The 21,341-nt window shown below is 40.4% G+C and carries 16 protein-coding genes; 13 read left to right on the top strand and 3 right to left on the bottom strand.

The genetic code is table 11. The annotated features are described in order from the left end of the window. The first annotated feature begins 272 nt into the window (after window positions 1-272). The 5 genes from H514_RS0104455 (at window position 273) to H514_RS0104435 (ending at window position 4,923) form a co-directional block, all read left to right on the top strand. Window positions 273-1,136: a YitT family protein gene (locus H514_RS0104455; RefSeq protein ID WP_027445878.1), complete on the top strand. Its 864-nt coding sequence runs from the start codon at window positions 273-275 to the stop codon at window positions 1,134-1,136. Between the two features lie 58 nt (window positions 1,137-1,194). Then, the gene (gene cccB / locus H514_RS0104450; protein WP_027445877.1) at window positions 1,195-1,596 is read left to right on the top strand and encodes a cytochrome c551; all 402 of its coding nucleotides are present in this window, start codon (window positions 1,195-1,197) and stop codon (window positions 1,594-1,596) included. Window positions 1,597-1,910: 314 nt separating this feature from the next. Continuing rightward, window positions 1,911-2,597, top strand: coding sequence for a cell division ATP-binding protein FtsE (gene ftsE / locus H514_RS0104445; protein WP_027445876.1), 687 nt, complete (start codon window positions 1,911-1,913; stop codon window positions 2,595-2,597). After that, complete coding sequence (ftsX, locus tag H514_RS0104440) at window positions 2,587-3,480, top strand: permease-like cell division protein FtsX (protein WP_027445875.1); 894 nt, start codon at window positions 2,587-2,589, stop codon at window positions 3,478-3,480. Before ftsE ends, ftsX begins: the two co-directional genes overlap by 11 nt. Before the next feature lie 135 nt (window positions 3,481-3,615). After that, complete coding sequence (locus H514_RS0104435) at window positions 3,616-4,923, top strand: murein hydrolase activator EnvC family protein (RefSeq protein ID WP_027445874.1); 1,308 nt, start codon at window positions 3,616-3,618, stop codon at window positions 4,921-4,923. A gap of 372 nt (window positions 4,924-5,295) precedes the next feature. Here the strand turns inward: H514_RS0104435 and H514_RS24225 are convergent, their stop codons facing one another. Next, window positions 5,296-5,553 (bottom strand): phospholipase, encoded by a 258-nt coding sequence (locus H514_RS24225; protein ID WP_081672926.1) that lies wholly within the window; start codon window positions 5,551-5,553, stop codon window positions 5,296-5,298. A gap of 190 nt (window positions 5,554-5,743) precedes the next feature. On the opposite strand from H514_RS24225, the gene H514_RS0104430 reads away from it, so the two are divergent. Next, entirely contained in the window at window positions 5,744-6,697 is a 954-nt protein-coding gene (locus H514_RS0104430; protein WP_027445873.1) for a cation diffusion facilitator family transporter, read from the top strand. A 19-nt stretch (window positions 6,698-6,716) separates the two neighbouring features. Continuing rightward, on the top strand, window positions 6,717-7,040 hold the full coding sequence (locus H514_RS0104425) for an ArsR/SmtB family transcription factor (protein ID WP_027445872.1): 324 nt from the start codon (window positions 6,717-6,719) through the stop codon (window positions 7,038-7,040). A gap of 27 nt (window positions 7,041-7,067) precedes the next feature. Here H514_RS0104425 and H514_RS0104420 read toward each other — a convergent pair whose 3' ends face one another. Both H514_RS0104420 and H514_RS0104415 read right to left on the bottom strand, forming a co-directional pair. Next, on the bottom strand, window positions 7,068-7,535 hold the full coding sequence (locus H514_RS0104420; protein WP_027445871.1) for a flavodoxin: 468 nt from the start codon (window positions 7,533-7,535) through the stop codon (window positions 7,068-7,070). A gap of 18 nt (window positions 7,536-7,553) precedes the next feature. After that, on the bottom strand, window positions 7,554-7,943 hold the full coding sequence (locus H514_RS0104415; protein WP_027445870.1) for a hypothetical protein: 390 nt from the start codon (window positions 7,941-7,943) through the stop codon (window positions 7,554-7,556). A gap of 377 nt (window positions 7,944-8,320) precedes the next feature. Here H514_RS0104415 and H514_RS0104410 point away from each other — a divergent pair, with 377 nt between their 5' ends. From H514_RS0104410 to uvrA, 6 genes are all read left to right on the top strand, one after another. Beyond that, window positions 8,321-9,826 (top strand): S41 family peptidase, encoded by a 1,506-nt coding sequence (locus H514_RS0104410; RefSeq protein WP_269429649.1) that lies wholly within the window; start codon window positions 8,321-8,323, stop codon window positions 9,824-9,826. Window positions 9,827-10,094: 268 nt separating this feature from the next. After that, on the top strand, window positions 10,095-11,306 hold the full coding sequence (locus H514_RS0104405; protein ID WP_027445868.1) for a PDZ domain-containing protein: 1,212 nt from the start codon (window positions 10,095-10,097) through the stop codon (window positions 11,304-11,306). Between the two features lie 284 nt (window positions 11,307-11,590). Beyond that, window positions 11,591-13,948: an immune inhibitor A domain-containing protein gene (locus H514_RS0104400; protein ID WP_027445867.1), complete on the top strand. Its 2,358-nt coding sequence runs from the start codon at window positions 11,591-11,593 to the stop codon at window positions 13,946-13,948. Window positions 13,949-14,167: 219 nt separating this feature from the next. Next, window positions 14,168-15,742, top strand: coding sequence for a peptide chain release factor 3 (locus H514_RS0104395; RefSeq protein ID WP_027445866.1), 1,575 nt, complete (start codon window positions 14,168-14,170; stop codon window positions 15,740-15,742). 731 nt (window positions 15,743-16,473) lie between these two features. Continuing rightward, a complete protein-coding gene (uvrB, locus tag H514_RS0104390) occupies window positions 16,474-18,453 on the top strand; it encodes an excinuclease ABC subunit UvrB (RefSeq protein ID WP_027445865.1) in 1,980 nt (659 codons plus the stop codon). Between the two features lie 8 nt (window positions 18,454-18,461). Continuing rightward, entirely contained in the window at window positions 18,462-21,335 is a 2,874-nt protein-coding gene (gene uvrA, locus H514_RS0104385) for an excinuclease ABC subunit UvrA (protein WP_027445864.1), read from the top strand. The last annotated feature ends 6 nt before the right edge of the window (window positions 21,336-21,341 follow it).

The raw sequence follows: 21,341 nt of genomic DNA, 5'->3' as shown, positions 1-21,341 counted from the left end.
ATTTACACCATTTTCTTCCCGTGCTATACTCCATAACGGACTTTATGTGTTTTATACATGCAAATTTTAAAATGAGTGAATTTGGACATCTAAGTAAACAATCAAAACAAGAGAGTGTAAAGGTGCTTTAGCGCTTTTGTGTTGCGTCGTACCAAAGCCCCGGCCAGCCCGGCCCCAGCATCGACCCCAAGAATCAGCACATCAAAGGCGTCCCTCTACAACAGCCAGCATCCGCACACTCCCGAGAAAGAATGAGGTGTATCTCTATGATGATGAAACGTTATCGAAGAGAGCCTATGCCTACGTGGCTACGGCATTTAATTGAATATATGTTCGTGATTATTGGTTCCGCTTTTGTTGCGACGGCATTTAATATTTTCTTACTTCCGAATGAAATTGCATCTGGAGGCGTAGCGGGTATCAGTACGATCCTGAAAGGGCTATTTAACTGGGATCCTGCTTATGTCCAGTGGGCGCTGAACATCCCGCTTTTCATATCGGGTGTACTCATACTGGGTAAAAACTTCGGCATGAAATCACTTGTCGGTACGATTGCTCTTCCGTTCTTTGTAAAAATCACAAGCGGTATTGAACCTGCTACAGAAAATGCACTTCTTGCTGCGATTTTTGGTGGTATGGGTGTGGGTCTTGGTTTAGGTATCGTGTTCCGAGGTCGTGCTTCTACTGGTGGGGTCGATCTTCTCGCTCAGATTATTCATAAATACACACATATTCCGCTTGGATTATGTATCGCTATGGTTGATGGCATGATTGTTCTTACAGCAGCAATAGTCTTTGATGTAGAGAAAGGTCTGTTTGCATTAATTGGACTGTTTGCGACAAGTCGTACCATTGATGTTGTTCAAGTCGGTTTTAACAGATCGAAAAATGTCATGATTATTTCACAAGAGGTTGAGAAAGTGAGATTGGGTATATTTCATGAGATTGATCGAGGTGCAACAGTTATAAATGGTGTCGGTGGTTACACCAATGAAGATCGAAATATTATTATGTGTGTGGTCGAACAGAGCGAATTCACCAAATTGACACAAACCGTCAAAAGGATTGATCCTAGTGCGTTTGTCATAGCTATGGACGCTGCAGAAGTTCTAGGGGAGGGTTTTAAAAACGGCTAAGTTGGTTATAATATCCTTGAGCGTTTTTAATTAAACACTAGTTAGGGGGATACTAACAATGAAAAAGCAATTATTAGCCGTATTGTTTGGCTCTGCTCTTGTACTTGGCGCATGTGGCGGCGGTGGGGATAACGGTGCCGATGACGCTACTGAAAACGGTGGAGAAGATCAAACAGAAGAACAAACTGGAGACAATGGTGACACAGGTGATGGCGGCGGCGAAACAGCTGGCGGCGTGAATGCTTCTGAAGCGAAAAAGTACTTCAAGCAAAGCTGTGCAGGTTGTCACGGTGCAGATCTATCCGGAAACAATGGACCGAACCTTCAAACGATCGGTTCCCAGTATAGTAAGGATCAGATCTTAAACATTATCAAAAATGGTAAGGGTGCAATGCCTGGCAACATGGCTTCAGGTGAAGAAGCAGAAACGATTGCTGCTTGGTTAGCTACTAAGAAATAAGTATTATTTTTACAAGAATCCATAAGTCAAACAAAGCTCAAATGATAGGTCTGACACCTATTGTTTGGGCTTTTTTAATTGTCTTTTAGATAATCATAAATGAAAACGGTCAATTGTTTGATTCTTTTGTCATAAATCAACACTTTTACAGATATTTTGAAAAGAAAATGTAATAATTTTTTGTCTAAACAAACAGAAATAAGATGTTATAATGGTAAAGACGTGAAAACGAGTCGTAATTTGCATATTCACGCTTCTTTTGTCAAAATTGACAACAGCGAAGACCTACAACTATAGATATAGGTGGTTAGTATATGATTGAGATGAAGGACGTGTACAAAACTTACCCCAACGGTGTGACCGCCTTAAACGGGATTAACCTCTCCATTGATCAAGGAGAGTTTGTCTATGTCGTTGGACCAAGTGGTGCAGGAAAATCCACATTAATTAGTATGATGTTTCGTGAAGAAAAGCCAACAAAAGGTTCTATTGCTATTAATGGCATTCAGTTAAATAAATTAAAAGAGCGAAAAGTCCCGCATCTTCGCCGTGATATTGGCGTTGTATTCCAGGATTTTAAGCTTTTACCAAGGCTTACAGTCTATGAAAATATCGCTTTTGCTTTAGAAGTTATAGAAGAGTCTCCGAAAAACATTCGTCGTCGTGTCATGGAAGTGCTTGATCTAGTAAAGCTGAAAAATAAGGCTAGGCATATTCCGGACGAGCTTTCTGGTGGGGAACAGCAGAGGGTATCGATTGCACGTGCGATTGTAAACCGTCCGAAAATGATGATTGCAGATGAACCAACAGGTAACCTTGACCCCGAGACTTCTTGGGAGATCATGAGAATATTTGAAGAGATTAACGCTAGAGGGACTACCATCATCATGGCTACACACAGCAAAGAAATTGTAAATACCATTAAAAAGCGTGTTATTGCAGTAGAAAATGGTCGTATATTCCGTGATGAAGAACGAGGTGAATACGGCTATGAAGTTTAGAACAGTAGGAAGACATGTCCGTGAAGGTGGAAAGAACATCTATCGTAACGGTTGGATGACGTTAGCATCTGTTGGTGCCGTTACCACGACATTATTGCTTGTCGGTGTGTTCATTGTAATTATGATGAACTTAAACCAAATTGCAACTAATGTTGAACAAGATGTAGAGATTAAAGTTTTAGTCGATCGTACAGCAAGTGAAGAACAGATCAATACGATGGAACAAAATATTGAAAGCATACCTGAAGTAGCTTCTGTAAATTTTTCACCAAAAGAAGAAGAGCTTAATAGTTTAATAGAAAGTATGGGAGAAGAAGGGAAAGCCTGGGCGCTTTTTGAACAGGAAAATCCTCTGAACGATGCTTTCGTCGTTAAAGCAGAAAATCCAAAAGAAACTTCTGTTGTAGCAGATCAAATTAAAGAAATGAAAAACATCGATAACGTAACCTATGGTGAAAAAGTGGTTGAGAAACTTCTTAAAGTCACCAAGTATGCACGTTATATTGGATTAGCGATCATAGTAGGGTTAGTCTTTACTGCTATTTTCCTCATATCCAACACAATTAAACTTACAATTATGAACCGCAGCAAAGAAATCGGCATCATGAAGCTTGTAGGGGCAACCAACAGCTTTATTCGTTGGCCATTCTTTATTGAAGGAATGTTATTAGGTATATTAGGTTCTCTCGTTCCAATTGGAATAACAGTAGGAGCTTACTACTACCTTTATAACAACCTTAGATCACAGATTCAATTACCATTTGTTGAATTCCTACCGTTCAATCCATTTGCTTGGCAAATTGCAGGAATTCTACTCGCCATCGGAGCCTTTATCGGTATCTGGGGCAGTGTTATGAGCGTAAGGAAATTCTTAAAGGTTTAAAGATCAAGGGGCATACAATAGTTCAGCAATTTTAAAGTAGACAAGCCTTTGCTGAGCTACTTTCCCCATCTTTAAACTCTATCAAATAGACTGATATACTGACATTTTTCTAACAGGGAAGGGGAAAAGGGACGAATGAAAAGGCTGATTGGTGTATTATTTGTGTTCACACTTGTATTTTCAGTAACGTTAGTTTCAACTTCAGAAAAAGCCCTGGCAAGCGACACACTAGAGGAAATCAAAAGAGAAATCGAAGCACTGAAAAAGAAAAATCAATCTTTAGATAACAAAGCAGATCAAACGAAGAAGAATAAGCAACAAACACAATCTGAAATTAATGCGAACCGTGCAGAGCAAAGACGAATCAACAACTTAATCCAAAAGCTCGACAGAAAAGTTGAGGAAACAAACACAAAGATTCGTCAAAAACAAGAAGAGATTAATAAAACAAAGCAGGAAATCAAGAAAACAGAAGAAGAGATTGCTCAACTTAAGAAAGAAATTGAGGAATTAAAAAAGCGAATCGCTAAACGTGAAGAATTACTTAAAGATCGTCTCAGAAACCTTCAGAAGAATGGAGGAGAGATCAGTTATCTAGAAGTACTTCTAGGTGCGAAAAACTTCGGAGACTTTTTGAACCGTGCTACAGCCGTAACGAAGATCATGGACCAAGATAAAGTGATCATGGAAAAGCACCAGGCTGAGAAAAAGTCACTTGAAGAGAAGAAGAAACAAGTAGAACAAAAGAAACAAGAACTAGAACAACGTAAAGCAAGCCTTGAACAGCAGAAAGCAGACCTCGTTCAGCTTCGTAAAGATCTTGATGCACAAAAAGCTGCGAAGCAAGAATTAATGAAACAGCTTAAAGTAGAAGAAAAAGAACTGAAGAAGAAGAAGATGGAGCTTTCTGAACAAGAAGCAATCCTAAATCGTCAGCAATCCACCATCCAAAAAGAGATTGAGCGTGCTAAGCGCCGTGCTGAAGAGAAGAAGCGTCAAATGTCCCAGAATAAGAATAATTCTTCTTCAACACCAACGAACTCTGGTGGGTTTATTAGCCCAGCAAATGGACCGTTAACTTCTGGGTATGGTCCACGTTGGGGATCTATGCACAATGGTATTGATATTGGAAAGTACGGAGGTTCTACACCAATTAGAGCTGTTGCAGCTGGTACTGTGTTAAAATCCTATTATTCTTCCAGCTATGGAAATGTAGTGTTTTTAACTCACTATGTGAATGGACAACTTTACACGACGGTATATGCACACATGCAAAACCGTGAAGTTTCAGATGGACAATCTGTTAAGCAAGGTCAGCGTCTAGGATATATGGGATCAACTGGTCACTCTACTGGACCTCACTTGCACTTTGAACTTCACAAAGGGCCATGGAATTATAGTAAAAGTAATGCTGTAAACCCAGCTAGATATATTAACTTCTAAATCGTAAAGAATATGAAAAGCGCCAATCTGATTAAGAGTCAGATTGGCGCTATTTTTATGAGTAAAGAAAGTATAAGTTGTAGCGCTTAAATGTCTAGCTCCAGCGCCCAGCAACGAAGGGACTTCCCTCGCCTCCGTACGATAAGTCAACATCGATTCACTTTGTTCATCGTGTTTCCTTTACACCTTTGTGACATGAAATTTGAACAAGGAAGAAAGTCGACGTAGTTAAAATTTCTAGGTGAAAGTACCACGGCAACTAAGCTTCTGTCTGCGCCTATCGGCTTGCCAATCAGCAAGTTTGGTTAATCGTACTACGGGCTCAGTCCAGTCCCTTCGTTGCTAAACGGGCGCTTGTGCTTTTCTTATGAATTAGCATGTAAACAACATTTGTAGTTTCATATAGTTATAGAGTACTCTTGCATGTCGCCCTTCCTCGGTATAGGGGTTTTGAAGTTGATATAATCTCCTTAAAAATATTTGATCACAATGGCAAGAAGGTCCAAATAGTCGGTAACACTCATCATGAGCTTTACATGCTGCATCCACCGCATTAACTGGTGCTCCAGGACCACTACAACCCGGACCACAATATTTATATCCAGGAAAGATACAAAGCTTAAAAGGCAATCTTACTCACCTCCATATATAACCCTGAAAAAGTCTTTTATTCACTATATGTAACAAACCTATATTAGGTATGGGGATTTGACATCTATGTCAGGTTAAACATTTTAATTTGCGGGTAAGATATGTTAAAGTCCCTATAGATGAATATATGAATACATGTGCATATATGTAATGAAGAGGTGAATTTTGAATGGGACATAATCACGACCACGGCCATGATCATACACATGGAGCCAATAAAAAAGCACTCATGATTAGTTTTATTATTACAACAGTTTATATGATCGTTGAAGCAGTAGGTGGGTTTATCACCAATAGTCTTGCTTTGTTGTCTGATGCGGGGCACATGTTGAGTGATTCTGTTTCACTAGGTGTAGGGTTGCTGGCATTTATTGTAGGAGAAAAAGCAGCGAACTACAGTAAAACGTATGGGTATAAACGCTTTGAGATTTTAGCCGCTTTATTTAACGGTGTAACGCTCGTACTCATTGCATTCTACATTTTCTATGAGGCATACAAACGATTTGTGAACCCTCCTGAGGTTGCATCGACCGGAATGCTTATTATTGCGATTTTAGGCATGATCATGAATATTGTAGTGGCATGGATTTTATTAAGAGGCGATACGGAAGAAAACTTGAACCTGCGAGCAGCTTTTCTGCATGTGCTAGGAGACCTTCTTGGCTCTGTTGGTGCTGTCGTTGCTGCATTACTGATCATGTTTTTAGGCTGGGGATGGGCTGATCCATTAGCTAGTGTCATCGTAGCCTTTTTAATCATGATTAGCGGAGGACGGGTAGTACGAGAATCTATACACGTTCTTATGGAAGGTACACCTAAGAATATTGATGTAGATGAGGTTATTGACACGATTCAAAACATACCAGAAATCAAAAGTATCCATGACCTTCACATTTGGTGTATCACGAGTGGGAAAAATGCGTTGTCTTGCCATGCTGTTGTGCAAAATGGTCTTTCTTTTAATGAGTCACAAAATCTATTGCGTACCATTGAACATGACTTGCAGCATAAGGACATTGGGCACGTGACGGTTCAACTTGAAAACGAAGACCATCCTCATGATGGCTCGATTACATGTAAGCATATAGATGAAAATCCGCAAGACCATGAACATGATCATTAAAAAGGGGGAGAGGGAAATTATGAAGTCAGATGAATCAGTGGAAAATGAGATCAATGATCTTGATGAAGAAACGCTTTTTGTTGTATCTCAAACCTTTAAAGCTCTCTCAGATCCAACACGTATCCGAATATTGCATTTACTTTGCACAAGAGAGCAATCCGTTAATCAGATTGCTGAGACACTAAACTTAAGACAATCCACAGTATCACACCAGTTACGTTTCCTGAAAAATTTGAGACTAGTGAAATATCGTAGAGAAGGAACCACTCTTTTTTACTCAAATGATGATGAACACGTAATGGGGATTTTAAGTCAAACGATTAATCACGCACTACACCATTAAAAAGCCGAGGGAGCACCTCGGCTTTTACTATGCAGAAATACGTTGTAACTCTTTTAACTTGGAAGAGAACTCAAGAGCAAAAGCTGTGCAACGTTCGTAATCCTCATCGGTTGTTAGAGCCATCTCAATTTTAAAACCATCCTGTAAAAGCTTAGCTCCACATTCTTGTAGTCTTTCTTCAAACGTATGAACGGCTTCACAAAACTTTGGATAGTTTGTATCTCCTGAGCCAAAAGCAGCAGCTGGTTTACCTGTTAAGTCCACACCTTCCATTTCCTCATAAAATTCTTCTACTTCATAAGGTAGATCTCCATCTCCCCATGTATAGGAACCTAGAAGAATGGCGTCATAATCTTGCAATTCAGTTGGCATGAGTTCGTCCATTTCTTCTAATGTCACCTCGTGCTCTTGTTTTTCGAGCTCGACTTTGAGGTGGTCAGCGACTTCTTCGGTGTTTCCGGACATGCTAGCAAATGCAATTAAAATGTTTGCCATAAACCAATCATCCTCCCTTTATATTTGTTTTGCAGCTCGTTTATATAGTATGGATCTCGCCTTCTCTAACTGTTGTACGTAGTAATCAAATATCTCTTTCTCTTTGTTTTCCAAGGCATGATCTACTTTATATTCGTAATAATTTATTTCTAATTCTAAGTCTAAGAGGGAACATATCAGGCTGTGTTCATAGATTTTTTGTAAATCTGATAAAAGAATATAAACGTGATAGGACTCGTTAATGGTGATTTGAAAATACCAGCCTAAATGCTCTACGTATTTTCTTTCATTTGTGAGTTCAAAACGATCTCCTTTTTGTAACTGAATGATGTTGGTATGTTGTTCACCCGTGCAGAAACAGTCCGCCCCATGCTGAAAAGATCTTTTTACAACAAAAGAAGATTGCATATGTAAGTTCCTACCTTTCGTTAATTGATAAAGATTCTCAACTATTACGTACAGTTTAATTGAAAACTATTCTCATCGTCAACCATTTTATGATACTGATAATCATTTTCACTTTTGAAGGATTTATGAAAATGTAAAGATAGTGCTCTGAGGGTCTTAGTACCAACTCTCTAAATTAGATGAATCCCTTTTTCACATTAATAAAATAGTGTACACTATACTTATCAAGTTTTACCTATAAGATACAAAGTGGACATGTTTCCAAAGCTTTGGCATAAACTTTATAAAGGGCATCGCACAGATCGGTGTGATGCCTTTTTGTGCAATCATTTCTCATTTCTTCGGGAAAATCGAATTATACATTTGGGGTGACGTACATGAACCTGAAAAGACGTTATTTGGCTTTGCTCCTAGTTGGTGCAATGGTATTGGGAGCTGTGGGAACTTATGCAGGCTTTCAGCTTTTCCAACCAGGGACAAGCCAAGCGCAGGTAGACAAAGAGGATGACCAGGAAAAGAAAGATCAAGAAAAGCAAAAAACGATCGAAAATCTCTTAAGTGGACTGCAAAAGAAAAATGATGAAGAGCTTTCAAAGGTGAATAAAGCCTACTCTTTAATCAAAGAAAAATATGTACAAGATGTAGATTCGAAACAATTAATTGAAGGTGCCATCGATGGCATGCTACAAACTCTAGACGACCCTTACAGCACCTATATGGATCAAGAGACTGTTGAGCAATTTGAGAGTACCATCTCTTCTTCTTTTGAAGGGATCGGTACAGAAGTAAGCTTGATTGATGGTAAGGTTACAATCGTCTCTCCATTTAAAGGATCTCCTGCTGAAAAAGCTGGCTTGAAGCCTAAGGACCAAATTGTTGGTGTGGATGGAGAAAATATCGTTGGAATGGATCTTTATGACGCAGTACTAAAAATTCGTGGTGAAAAAGGGACCACCGTTACATTAGAAATTAATCGTCCTGGTGTAAGAGAAAACCTTACGATTGATGTTGTGCGTGACACAATTCCAATTGAAACCGTATATTCTGATGTGAAAACAATTGATGGCAAAAAAGCAGGCGTGCTTGAGATTACATCCTTTGCTGAAGATACAGCAACAGATTTTAATAAGAAGCTAGCTGAGCTGGAAAAGAAAAATATCGAAGGTCTAGTTATTGACGTTCGTGGTAACCCAGGTGGCTTGTTTACTTCGGCTCAAAAGATTCTAGAGAACTTCATTCCGAAAGATGAGCCTTATGTTCAGATTGCCAATAGTTCAGGTGAGAAGCAGCGTTACTTCTCTAGTCTAAAAGAGAAGAAAGGCTACCCGGTTGTTGTGCTTATTGATGAAGGTAGTGCTTCAGCATCTGAAATCCTTGCTTCTGCGATGAAAGAAGCAGGAGAGTATGATCTAGTTGGTAAGCAGAGTTTTGGTAAAGGTACCGTTCAGCAACCAATTCCTATGGGAGATGGAAGCAATCTTAAGTTAACGATCTACAAATGGTTAACGCCAGATGGTAACTGGATTCATAAAAAAGGAATTAAGCCAACTGTAAAAGCTGAGTTACCAGAGTATTACTACACGAACCCAGTTCAAATTGATAAAGAACTCAAATACGATCAAAATAGTGAAAAGATCGCCAATGTACAGAAAATGCTTGAAGGACTTGGTTTCAACCCTGGACGTAAAGATGGCTACTTCAGTAGAGAAACTGCAGCTGCCGTGAAGAATTTCCAACAGGAACAAGGTCTAGAAGTTACAGGAACCGTTAATGAGAAAACAGGAACTCAGTTACAATCAGCTGTGGTTCAAAAGGTTCAAAACAATGAAAATGATACGCAAATGAAGAAAGCACTTGAGGTTTTATTCAAAGGCCAAAATTAATTATACGTTAGCCAATAAAACCATGCAGGATTTCAACATTTCGTATAGAATTATATCCGTAGCCCTAAGCTGCGGATATTTTTGTTTTTTTGAGCTTTCGCATCATCCAGCTCCAGCGCCCAGCAACTAGTATGCTTCCCTCACCTCCGTAAGATAAGTCAACATCGAATCGCTTTGCTCTTCGTGTTTCCTTTATCTTACTGCGGCTCAGTCCAGCATATACGTTGCTACCCGGGCGCTTGCGCTTTAGTTATTGGAGGGAAACAACATGACAATCGATTGGCTAGTCGAAATTTCTAAGGGGATCGGAAGGTTTTTTCTTCATCCTGTTTTCTACTGGGCTATATTTTTACTAGGTATGACAACCTTTCTACGAATTAAACGAGAACGTAAACATTTTGGTATAAAAATATTTGGGATATTAACAGAGGCGCGTGGGACCTTAGGGATTAGTCTCTTATCAGGTCTGGTTATATCGCTTATTGTCATAGGTAGTGGTTTTTCTTTTCCATATGCTAGCGTCTTACTCTGGACGGTTGTTGTTATTCTGGCTAGTTTATCTATGAAATTAAGCTGGATATCTCCTGCCTACACACTAGCAGCAACATACTTTCTTTTGTTAATGTTACCTGATCAATCCCTATCCTTTTTGCCTGAAGAATGGTTACAACTATGGGAGAGTACAAGTATAAAAGGTGTAGCGATTTTACTTGGATTGTTACTATTTGTAGAAGCAATTCTCTATATGAACCATAACGACAATGATTCTTTTCCTGAATCAGTAGTAGGAAAACGAGGAAAGCCGATTGGACAACATCGACTAAAAAAGCTTGCGATTCTACCAATCTTCTTTTTAATTCCTGGGGGAGCAATTGAGTCATTTGCATCTTGGTGGCCAATGTTTTCAGTTGGAGGAGAAAGCTATGGACTAATGGCTGTCCCAGCATTAGTGGGGTATGAGCATCTTGTGCGCGGTATAGCTCCCAAAGAGGCATCAAGAACATTAGGAAAGACCACATTTATCTTAGCTAGTGTTGTAACGGCATTGGCGGTCGGCAGTATTTATGTTCCTCTATTATCCCTAGTCGCTATTTTAGTTGCCCTATTAGGAAGAGAGTTAAGTACATTTATCATTCGATTTTTTGACCAACAAAAGAATCCTTTCTTCACTCCTCGAAGTGATGGGTTGCCTGTACTGGCTGTTATACCCGGATCAGCTGCTGATAAGATGGGTTTATGTGTTGGAGAGCGAATCGAAAAAGTAAACAATCGTAAAGTTGATAATGAAGATGATTTTTACCATGCGCTGCAAAAAAATAGAGCATACTGTAAGCTTGAGGTTCGTGATACGAGAGGTGAGCCACGGTTTGCTCAGCGTGCGATGTATGAAGGAGATTACTATGAACTAGGTCTCATTTTTGTTAAGGATCATCATGTTTATGAAGGTGTAGAATCAGAACTTTATCAAAAAGATTCATAAGATAATGGAATAAATTTAAGAAAAGAAGGGAGGGTTCTCTCTTCTTTTTTTTAATATAATAAATTTCACACTACTACTAGATATGTAATAAAAATTCGACATAGATATTTAGTCTTATAAACTTGTGTTTTACTACCAAATATTACCCGAAAATACCTTTTTATAACTGATCATATATTCTTATTTTTCTGTTATAGGATTGAATTTCCAACTCACTATATTTATATTGTAAATAGTTTGAATTAACAAAAAATTCATTAATTTAAGTGGGGGGAGAAAACATCATGAAGAAACGTGCATTGATTTCTTCAGCATTGTCTTTAGCGCTTGCAGTTGGACCAGTAACAGCAAGTGCAGCTATCCCATCTCCGAGTGATCTTGGGAACAGTAACGTGAAAAAAACTCATCAACATGGAGGATCACCATTTGATTTGGCGATTGCAAATGATGAGCGATTAATTGAAATGTTGAAAGAGAATGGCAAGATTTCTGAAGATGCTACACCTGCTGAGGCACAGGAAGCATTGAATAAGTTCCTTCAACAGAAGCAAGAGGCGGCTGAACAAGAAAAAGGTGAACTTAATCGCGATAAAGAGAAGCTGAAAGATCAATTGAAAAAACAGATGGAAAATAACAGTCTGACAAGTGGTGACGGAAATAAACTTGGACAGACTGACACACCGAAGTCTGTTAAAGAAGAGAAGTATAATGGAGAGGTTCGAGAAGATAAAGTACTAGCTCTACTTATTGAATATCCGGACGCTCCTCATGGTAATATAGCAAAAGAACATACGGATATGTACTATGGAAATAGTGATACAGCATATTCACCAGAGCATTATGAAGACATACTATTCGGTGATGGTGGCTGGACAGGCCCAGACGGAAAACAATATGTATCTATGAAACAATACTATGAAAAACAATCAGGAGGAAGCTATACCGTAACAGGTGAAGCTGCTGGTTGGTATAAAGCAGAGCATCCTGCAGCCTACTATGGTGCTAATGTAAATGGCGGAGACGTTAACGCTCGCGAATTGGTTAAAGAAGCACTTAAGAAAGCTGCTGCTGATCCATCTGTAGATTTGTCTGAATACGACGAATGGGATCGTTACGACTTAGACGGTGACGGAAATTATCTTGAAGCTGACGGACTTGTTGACCACCTGATGGTTATTCACTCTGGAGTAGGTGAAGAAGCAGGTGGAGGTAAGCTTGGCGAAGATGCTATTTGGTCTCACCGTTGGAATCTAGGTGGCGTAACACCAATCGCAGGTACAGAAGCTAGCGTACCATACTGGGGTGGCACAATGGCTGCTTATGACTACACAATTGAGCCAGAAGATGGAGCTGTAGGTGTTTTCGCTCACGAGTTTGGCCATGACCTTGGTCTTCCGGATGAGTATGACACGATGTACTCAGGTGCTGGAGAGCCAGTAAGTTACTGGTCGATCATGGCAAGTGGTAGCTGGGCAGGAGCTCTACCAGGTACGATGCCGACAGGGTTCAGTCCTTATATGAAAGAAATGCTTCAAGCTTCTGTAGGCGGTAATTGGCAGACAGGTTCTGAAGTAGATTTAGAAGATGTAAATGCTGAAGGAATGGAATTCTTACTAGATGAAGCGGCAACAAAAGGGGAAAACAACGATGTCGTTAAGGTAAACCTTCCAAAGAAAGAAACGGTGATTAATAAGCCTTACAGTGGGGAGAGCGAATACTTTAGTGGAAGTGATAATTACCTTCACAATAAGCTGATGAAAACAGTCGACCTATCAAATGCTGAGAATGCTCAGCTAACATTCCAAACATGGTATGACATTGAAGTAGACTGGGATTACGCATATGTGACTGTTGATGGTGAACCTGTCCATACGGAGATTTCTACAAATACTGATCCTCACGGGAACAACTTAGGAGAAGGTATTACTGGTTCATCAAACGGATGGAAGCAAGTAACAGTTGATCTATCTGATTATACAGGTGAAGCAGTTGAAGTAGGTTTTGAATATGTAACTGACGCAGCTGTTTCAAATCCTGGTTTCTTTGTAGATGATATTAGCCTTTATGCAGATGGAAACCAACTCGTTTCTGATGATGCTGAAGGTGAAGCGAAGTTCAATCTAAATGGCTTCGAAAAATCAAACGGTAAGAAATACACGGATCACTATTACCTTCTAGAATGGAGAAGTCATAATGGTGTAGACGAAGGATTAGCGAACATCCGTCGTGGTGCAAGCTTAATGCAATACGATGCTGGCCTAGTTGTATGGTATGTGGATAAGAAATATGACAACAACTGGACAGGTGTACACCCTGGTGAAGGTTTTGTAGGTGTTGTAGATGCTGACCAAGAAGAGCTTGAGTGGAGTGACGGACTGACTGCCTCTACACGCTACCAAGTACATGACGCAGCATTTAGCCTTGATAAATCCGAAGAAATGTACCTTGATTATACGAACCTTTATGGTATTACGTTGAAGGATAACAAAACCAAACGCACACCATTATTCGACGATAGTGCTGATTATTCCAATGAAGGAATTGAAGATGCAGGACGTAACGTTCCAGAATACGGATTGAAGTTCCGTGTAACTGGTGAGAGTGAAGACGGTACAGTTGGTAAGGTACTGATTCACAAATAAGAATTTCTATGAATAGGTAAGAATAAAAACGCCATCCAATAGGGTGGCGTTTTTATATGCGTTATTTTAATCAGCCAGGCATATAACCAAACGGCCTTGGTATGATATAATCTTAAAGGATTTATAAACTGGACGGAGTGAAAACATGTAAATCAATCATAGTATAGATATGTACGAATCGGACTCGTTATTTCTAATTGATAGGAGCAGATGAATACCATGGAAATACATGACGAAATGAAAAAGCGTCGCACCTTCGCGATTATCTCGCACCCGGACGCCGGTAAAACGACGCTTACAGAGAAATTTTTATTATACGGAAATTTAATTCGAAATGCCGGAACCGTTAAGGGGAAAAAGTCCGGGAAGTTTGCAACTTCAGACTGGATGGAGATTGAGAAGCAACGTGGAATCTCTGTTACTTCCTCTGTTATGAACTTTGAATATGAAGGGTATCAAGTAAATATTCTAGATACACCTGGACACGAAGACTTCAGTGAGGATACGTATCGTACGTTAACTGCCGTGGACAGTGTAATTATGATTATTGATGGTACAAAAGGTATTGAGGCCCAAACGCTTAAGCTTTTCAAAGTTTGTAAAATGCGTGGTATCCCAATTTTTACATTTATTAATAAGCTTGACCGTGAAGGGCGCGATCCTTTTGACTTGTTAAAAGAAATTGAGGATGAGCTTGGCATTCAAACATACGCAATGAACTGGCCTGTGGGAATGGGGAAACGTTTCCAGGGTGTGTTTGATCGACGTAACGACCAGTTTATTCACTTTACGGGAAACGAACAAGAAGAACCTATCCCCAATGCAGAGCTTGAGAAGCATACGGAGCTTGTAGAAAATGAGACATTCCAAGCTGCTTATGAAGAGATGGAGCTTTTAGAGGAAGCTGGAGAAGAGTTTGATATGGAAGCGGTCCAACGTGGAGAGCAAACGCCAGTATTCTTCGGTAGTGCCCTTGCACCATTTGGAGTCGAAACGTTCTTTAATGAATTTATTCATATGGCACCTCAACCTGCTCCACGTAAAGCGGATGGGGACCTTATTCAACCTGATAAGGAAGAATTCTCTGGATTTATCTTTAAGATTCAGGCGAACATGAACCCTGCTCACCGTGATCGTGTTGCTTTTGTGCGTGTATGTTCTGGTAAGTTTGAACGCGGCATGAAGGTGACGCTAGATCGAACAGGAAAAGAGATCAAGATCGCTCAGACACAACAGTTTGTGGCGTCATCACGTGAAACGCTTGAGGAAGCTTATGCTGGTGATATTATTGGAATTTATGACCCGAACATCTATCGTATAGGCGATACACTTGTTCAAGGAAAAGATACGTTCCACTATGATGAGCTACCACAATTCCCGCCTGAAGTATTCAAAAAGGTAACGGCGAAAAACGTGATGAAAGCGAAGCAATTCCGTAAAGGGATCGAGCAGCTTGTGCAAGAAGGAGCGATCCAGCTTTTCAAAGGCGTGCGTAACGATGACTTTATTCTTGGTGCTGTTGGTCAGCTTCAATATGAAGTGTTCCAATATCGCATGAAGAACGAATACAACGTTGAGGTGTTACTTGAAGACATTGGTGACCGAATCCCACGTTGGTTGAAGGAAGAACAAGTCGATAAGAAATTATTTGATGAACGCAGTCTGCTTGTAAAAGACCGTGAGGATAACTATTTAGCTCTGTTTAAAAATGACTTCTCCTTACGTTGGTTCATGGATAAGAACCCGGATATCGAGTTAATCGATTTATTTGAAGTCAATCAATATAGTCAGTAATATAGATGAAAACGCTCAGCTTGATGGCTGGGCGTTTTGTTTTTATTGGTTTATTCAAGAATAGCCCCCTATTGTTGAAGACTTGGTTTCGAGATAATAATGTGAGGAGTCCGTTGCTGTTGAGTAATTTGTTGCGGTCAGTGAAACGGCAAGCCTGTTGTGGAAGAAAAGCCGAGCCTCCTCGTGCCTGCGGGGTCTCGTCTTCCCTTTGTTACCACGACAGTTTGCCGTTTCCTTCCCTCCACGCGATTATGGAGACTAACGGACCATTATTTGGACTTTCCCACCACATATTGATTGGAAAACATATTAACAGAAGTTGCTTAGACCCTTGTCATGATAGGATTATACTACCCTTGGAATTAGAACACCTCATCCTAGAACTACGGCGGTTCCGTTAGTCACCATTCGGCCAAGGTGGGCTGTGGAACGGGTTGACTCCAGCGGAAGAACGGAGTGACGAGACCCCGCAGAGAGCTTGCGAATGAGGAGGCTCGGCGCTTCGTCCGCAGGAAAGCAACCCGTTCCACAGCCCGCCGCTCTCCATAAAAGCAACGGAACCTCTCAGTTTCAAGTCTTCAACATAACTGCCATTTAACGGAAAATAACTCAATTCTAATACGCATATCACTCGAATGTTTGTTCGCATATATGTTATTATAGTGTTAGATTGTGGTAAACTACGGTTATATGAATGAATACGTGTGAAAAGAATGGAGGTTGCGTTGATTTTGGAAAAGAAATTTGATTTGGTCTCACAATATCAACCTCAAGGAGACCAGCCTCGTGCGATTCAGGAAATTGCTGAAGGAATTCGAAATGGAAAGCAGCATCAAACGTTATTAGGTGCTACGGGAACGGGAAAAACATTCACAATGTCTAATGTTATTCAAGAAGTAAACAAACCGACATTAGTGATCGCTCACAACAAAACGCTCGCAGGACAGCTTTATAGTGAGTTTAAAGAATTCTTCCCGAACAACGCGGTTGAGTATTTTGTCAGTTACTATGATTACTACCAACCAGAAGCGTATGTCCCTTCAACAGATACATTTATTGAAAAAGATGCAAGCATCAATGATGAAATTGATAAGCTACGCCACTCGGCTACGTCTGCCTTATTTGAACGTCGAGACGTGATTATCGTGGCTAGTGTTTCATGTATATATGGTTTAGGTTCTCCAGAAGAATATCGTAACTTAGTGCTTTCTCTACGTTCTGGGATGGAAAAAGATCGCGATCAATTACTACGTGATTTGGTCGACATTCAATATGCTCGTAACGATATCGACTTCCAACGCGGTACGTTTCGCGTTCGAGGCGATTCAGTAGAAATTATCCCAGCTTCTCGTGAAGAGCACTGTATTCGTGTGGAGTTTTTTGGTGATGAAATTGATCGGATCCGTGAAGTTGATGCCTTAACAGGTGAAATTATAGGTGATCGTGAACACGTAGCTATTTTCCCGGCTTCTCACTTCGTAACGCGTGAAGAGAAGATGAAGGTAGCAATTAAAAATATCGAACAAGAACTCCAAGAACGGATTAAGGAGTTAAAAGATCAAGACAAGCTTTTAGAGGCGCAGCGAATTGAACAGCGTACCAATTATGATCTAGAAATGATGCGCGAGATGGGTTTCTGTTCAGGAATTGAGAACTATTCCCGTCATTTAACTCTAAGAGAACCAGGTTCAACACCTTACACACTTATGGATTATTTTCCGGATGATTTCTTAATGGTTGTCGATGAATCTCACGTAACATTACCTCAGGTGCGTGGAATGTATAACGGGGACCAAGCAAGGAAAAAGGTGCTTGTCGATCACGGATTCCGTTTACCTTCTGCGATGGATAACCGTCCCCTTACGTTTCAAGAGTATGAAGGTAAAATGAATCAGAATGTGTATGTTTCTGCGACGCCAGGACCTTATGAACAAGAGCATTCTCCTGAAATGGTTGAACAAATCATTCGTCCAACTGGTTTATTGGATCCAGAAATTGATGTACGTCCAATTGAAGGGCAGATTGATGACTTAATTGGTGAGATTCATAAACGAAGAGAGCGGAATGAAAGAGTCCTTGTTACAACATTAACGAAGAAAATGTCTGAGGATTTAACGAATTACTTAAAAGAATTGGATATCAAAGTAGCGTACTTACACTCTGAGATCAAAACCCTTGAGCGCATTGAAATTATTCGAGATTTAAGACGTGGAAAGTATGACGTTCTAGTCGGAATCAACTTGCTTCGTGAGGGACTCGATATTCCGGAGGTCTCATTAGTCACCATTTTAGACGCGGACAAAGAAGGTTTCTTACGTTCGGAACGTTCTCTTATTCAAACTGTTGGTCGTGCAGCTCGTAATGAAAACGGTCAAGTCATTATGTACGCTGATAAAATAACAAAATCCATGCAGATTGCTATTGATGAAACGAACCGTCGTCGTGAAAAACAAATGGCTTACAATGAGGAACACGGAATTACACCAACAACGATTAAAAAAGAAATTCGCGATGTAATCCGAGCAACGATGGAGTCGGAAGAAGAAGAAACCCAAGACGAAAAAACTCAAGTAGCCAATATGAGCAAGAAGGAAAAAGAGAAGATGATCGACAATATGGAAACAGAAATGAAGCAGGCTGCAAAAGATTTAGATTTCGAAAAAGCAGCAGAGCTACGCGATTTAATCTTGGAGCTTAAAGCGGAAGGATGATCTAGGATATGAGCCAGAAATCGATCAAAATCCAAGGGGCTCGTGCCCATAATTTAAAGAACATTGATGCTGAAATACCGAAAAACAATCTGGTCGTGCTCACAGGTTTATCTGGGTCAGGGAAATCCTCTTTAGCCTTTGACACGATTTATGCTGAAGGTCAGCGCCGTTATGTGGAATCTCTATCTGCTTATGCACGTCAGTTCTTAGGACAGATGGATAAGCCTGATGTCGATTCAATAGAAGGGCTATCGCCAGCGATTTCAATTGATCAAAAAACAACGAGCCGTAACCCTCGTTCAACAGTTGGAACGGTCACAGAAATCTACGACTATTTGCGCTTACTGTACGCTCGTGTGGGTCGTCCAACGTGTCCAAAACACAACGTTGAAATCACGTCCCAAACGATTCAACAAATGGTCGATCAGTTACTTCAATATCCTGAACGCACCAAGATGCAAATTATGGCTCCAGTTGTATCAGGGCGTAAAGGTGAACATGTTAAAGTTCTTGAAAAGCTAAAGAAAGAGGGTTACGTACGTCTCCGTGTAGATGGTGAGATGCGAGAAGTAACCGAAGAAATCAAGCTTGAAAAGAATAAAAAACACTCGATAGAGGTTGTCATTGACCGTATTGCTATTAAAGATGGTGTTGCGGGTCGTATTTCCGATTCATTAGAGACGACATTACAGCTAGGTGAAGGCCAAGCTATTGTTGATGTTATTGATGGGGAAGAGCTCTTATTCAATGAAAACCATGCATGTCCGATTTGTGGTTTTTCAATAGGAGAATTAGAGCCACGCATGTTCTCCTTTAACAGTCCATATGGTGCTTGTGACCGTTGTGATGGTTTGGGAACACAATTAGAAGTGGATCTTGATTTTGTCATTCCTGACTGGGATTTAACACTGAATGAACATGCCATTGCCCCATGGGAGCCGGCTAGCTCACAGTATTACCCGCAGTTATTGAAGAGTGTATGTAATCACTATGGAATTGATATGGATATTCCAGTTCGTGATATTCCAAAACAGCTTTTTGAACGTGTTCTTTATGGTAGTGGAGATGAGAAAATCTTATTCCACTACGAAAATGACTTCGGAAAAGTGCGCGAAAACGAGATCTTTTTCGAGGGCGTTATTCCTAACGTAGCACGTCGTTATCGGGAAACGAGCTCCGATTACATTCGTGAGCAAATGGAAAAATACATGGCGCAAAAGCCTTGTCCAAAATGTGAAGGTTATCGTCTTGATGAAAAACCTCTTGCTGTATTAATTAATGGACAACATATTGGAAAGGCCACAGAGCTTTCTGTTCATGATGCTCGTGAATTTTTCGATTCTGTAGAGTTAACGGAAAAAGAGCGTAGCATTGCTCGTATGATCTTGAAGGAGATCTCGGATCGACTTACCTTCTTAATTAACGTAGGACTGGATTATCTCACGTTATCTCGATCAGCGGGAACATTATCTGGTGGGGAAGCACAACGTATTCGTCTCGCAACCCAAATTGGTGCCGCTCTTACAGGCGTTCTCTATGTTCTTGATGAGCCTTCAATTGGATTGCACCAACGTGATAATGACCGTCTGATTTCAACGTTGAAGCGAATGCGTGATCTGGATAATACATTGATTGTTGTTGAGCATGATGAAGATACAATGCTTGCAGCAGATCACCTCATTGATATTGGACCAGGAGCTGGGGCGCATGGTGGTGAAATCGTTTCTAGTGGTACCCCACAAGAAGTGATGGATGATACGAACTCTTTAACAGGACAGTATTTATCAGGGGAGAAGTTTATCCCATTACCACAAGAGCGTCGTAAGCCAGATGGTCGATATCTGGAGATCAAAGGTGCAGAAGAGAATAACTTGAAAAAGGTTAATGCTTCTATTCCTTTGGGCTTGCTGACAGCTGTTACTGGGGTGTCAGGCTCAGGTAAGAGTACATTAGTGAATGAAATTTTATATAAATCTCTTGCTCAAAGACTGCACAAAAGCAAGGAAAAGCCAGGTAAGCACAAAGATATAAAGGGTATTGATTATCTTGATAAGGTAATTGATATTGACCAATCTCCAATTGGTCGTACACCGCGTTCGAACCCTGCTACGTACACGGGCGTTTTTGATAATATCCGTGATGTATTTGCGCAGACAAACGAAGCGAAAATGCGAGGATACAAAAAAGGTCGTTTCAGCTTTAACGTAAAAGGTGGCCGCTGTGAAGCTTGCCGTGGGGATGGAATCATCAAGATTGAAATGCACTTCTTACCTGATGTGTATGTGCCTTGTGAAGTATGTGACGGAAAACGTTACAACCGTGAAACGCTAGAAGTGAAATATAAAGGCAAGAGCATTGCTGACGTACTTGAGATGACGATTGAAGAAGCTTATGAGTTTTTCGAAAACATCCCGAAAATTAAACGAAAGCTCTCTACGATTTTTGATGTAGGTCTTGGCTATATTAAACTCGGCCAACCAGCTACCACACTATCAGGAGGAGAGGCTCAACGTGTGAAGCTTGCAAGTGAATTACACCGTCGTTCAACAGGTCGCTCCCTCTATATTTTAGATGAGCCTACAACGGGTCTGCATGTGGATGATATTTCACGTTTACTCACTGTACTTCAGCGTTTAGTGGATAATGGAGATACCGTTATGATCATCGAGCACAACCTTGATGTCATTAAAGCTGCAGACTATCTTGTAGACCTAGGTCCTGAAGGTGGAGAAAATGGTGGCGAGATCATCGCGACCGGTACACCTGAAGAAGTAGGTGAGCAAAAGCAGTCTTATACGGGATATTATTTGAAGCCAATCCTTGAACGAGACCGTAAACGAATGGAAAAAAAGCTAAAAAGTAAAGAAAAAGTTTCCAAATAAGTTCAA

The sequence above is a fragment of the Pontibacillus marinus BH030004 = DSM 16465 genome (assembly GCF_000425225.1).
GTDB classification, from domain to species: Bacteria; Bacillota; Bacilli; order Bacillales; family BH030062; genus Pontibacillus; species Pontibacillus marinus.
This window is presented reverse-complemented; position numbering and strand designations above follow the sequence as displayed.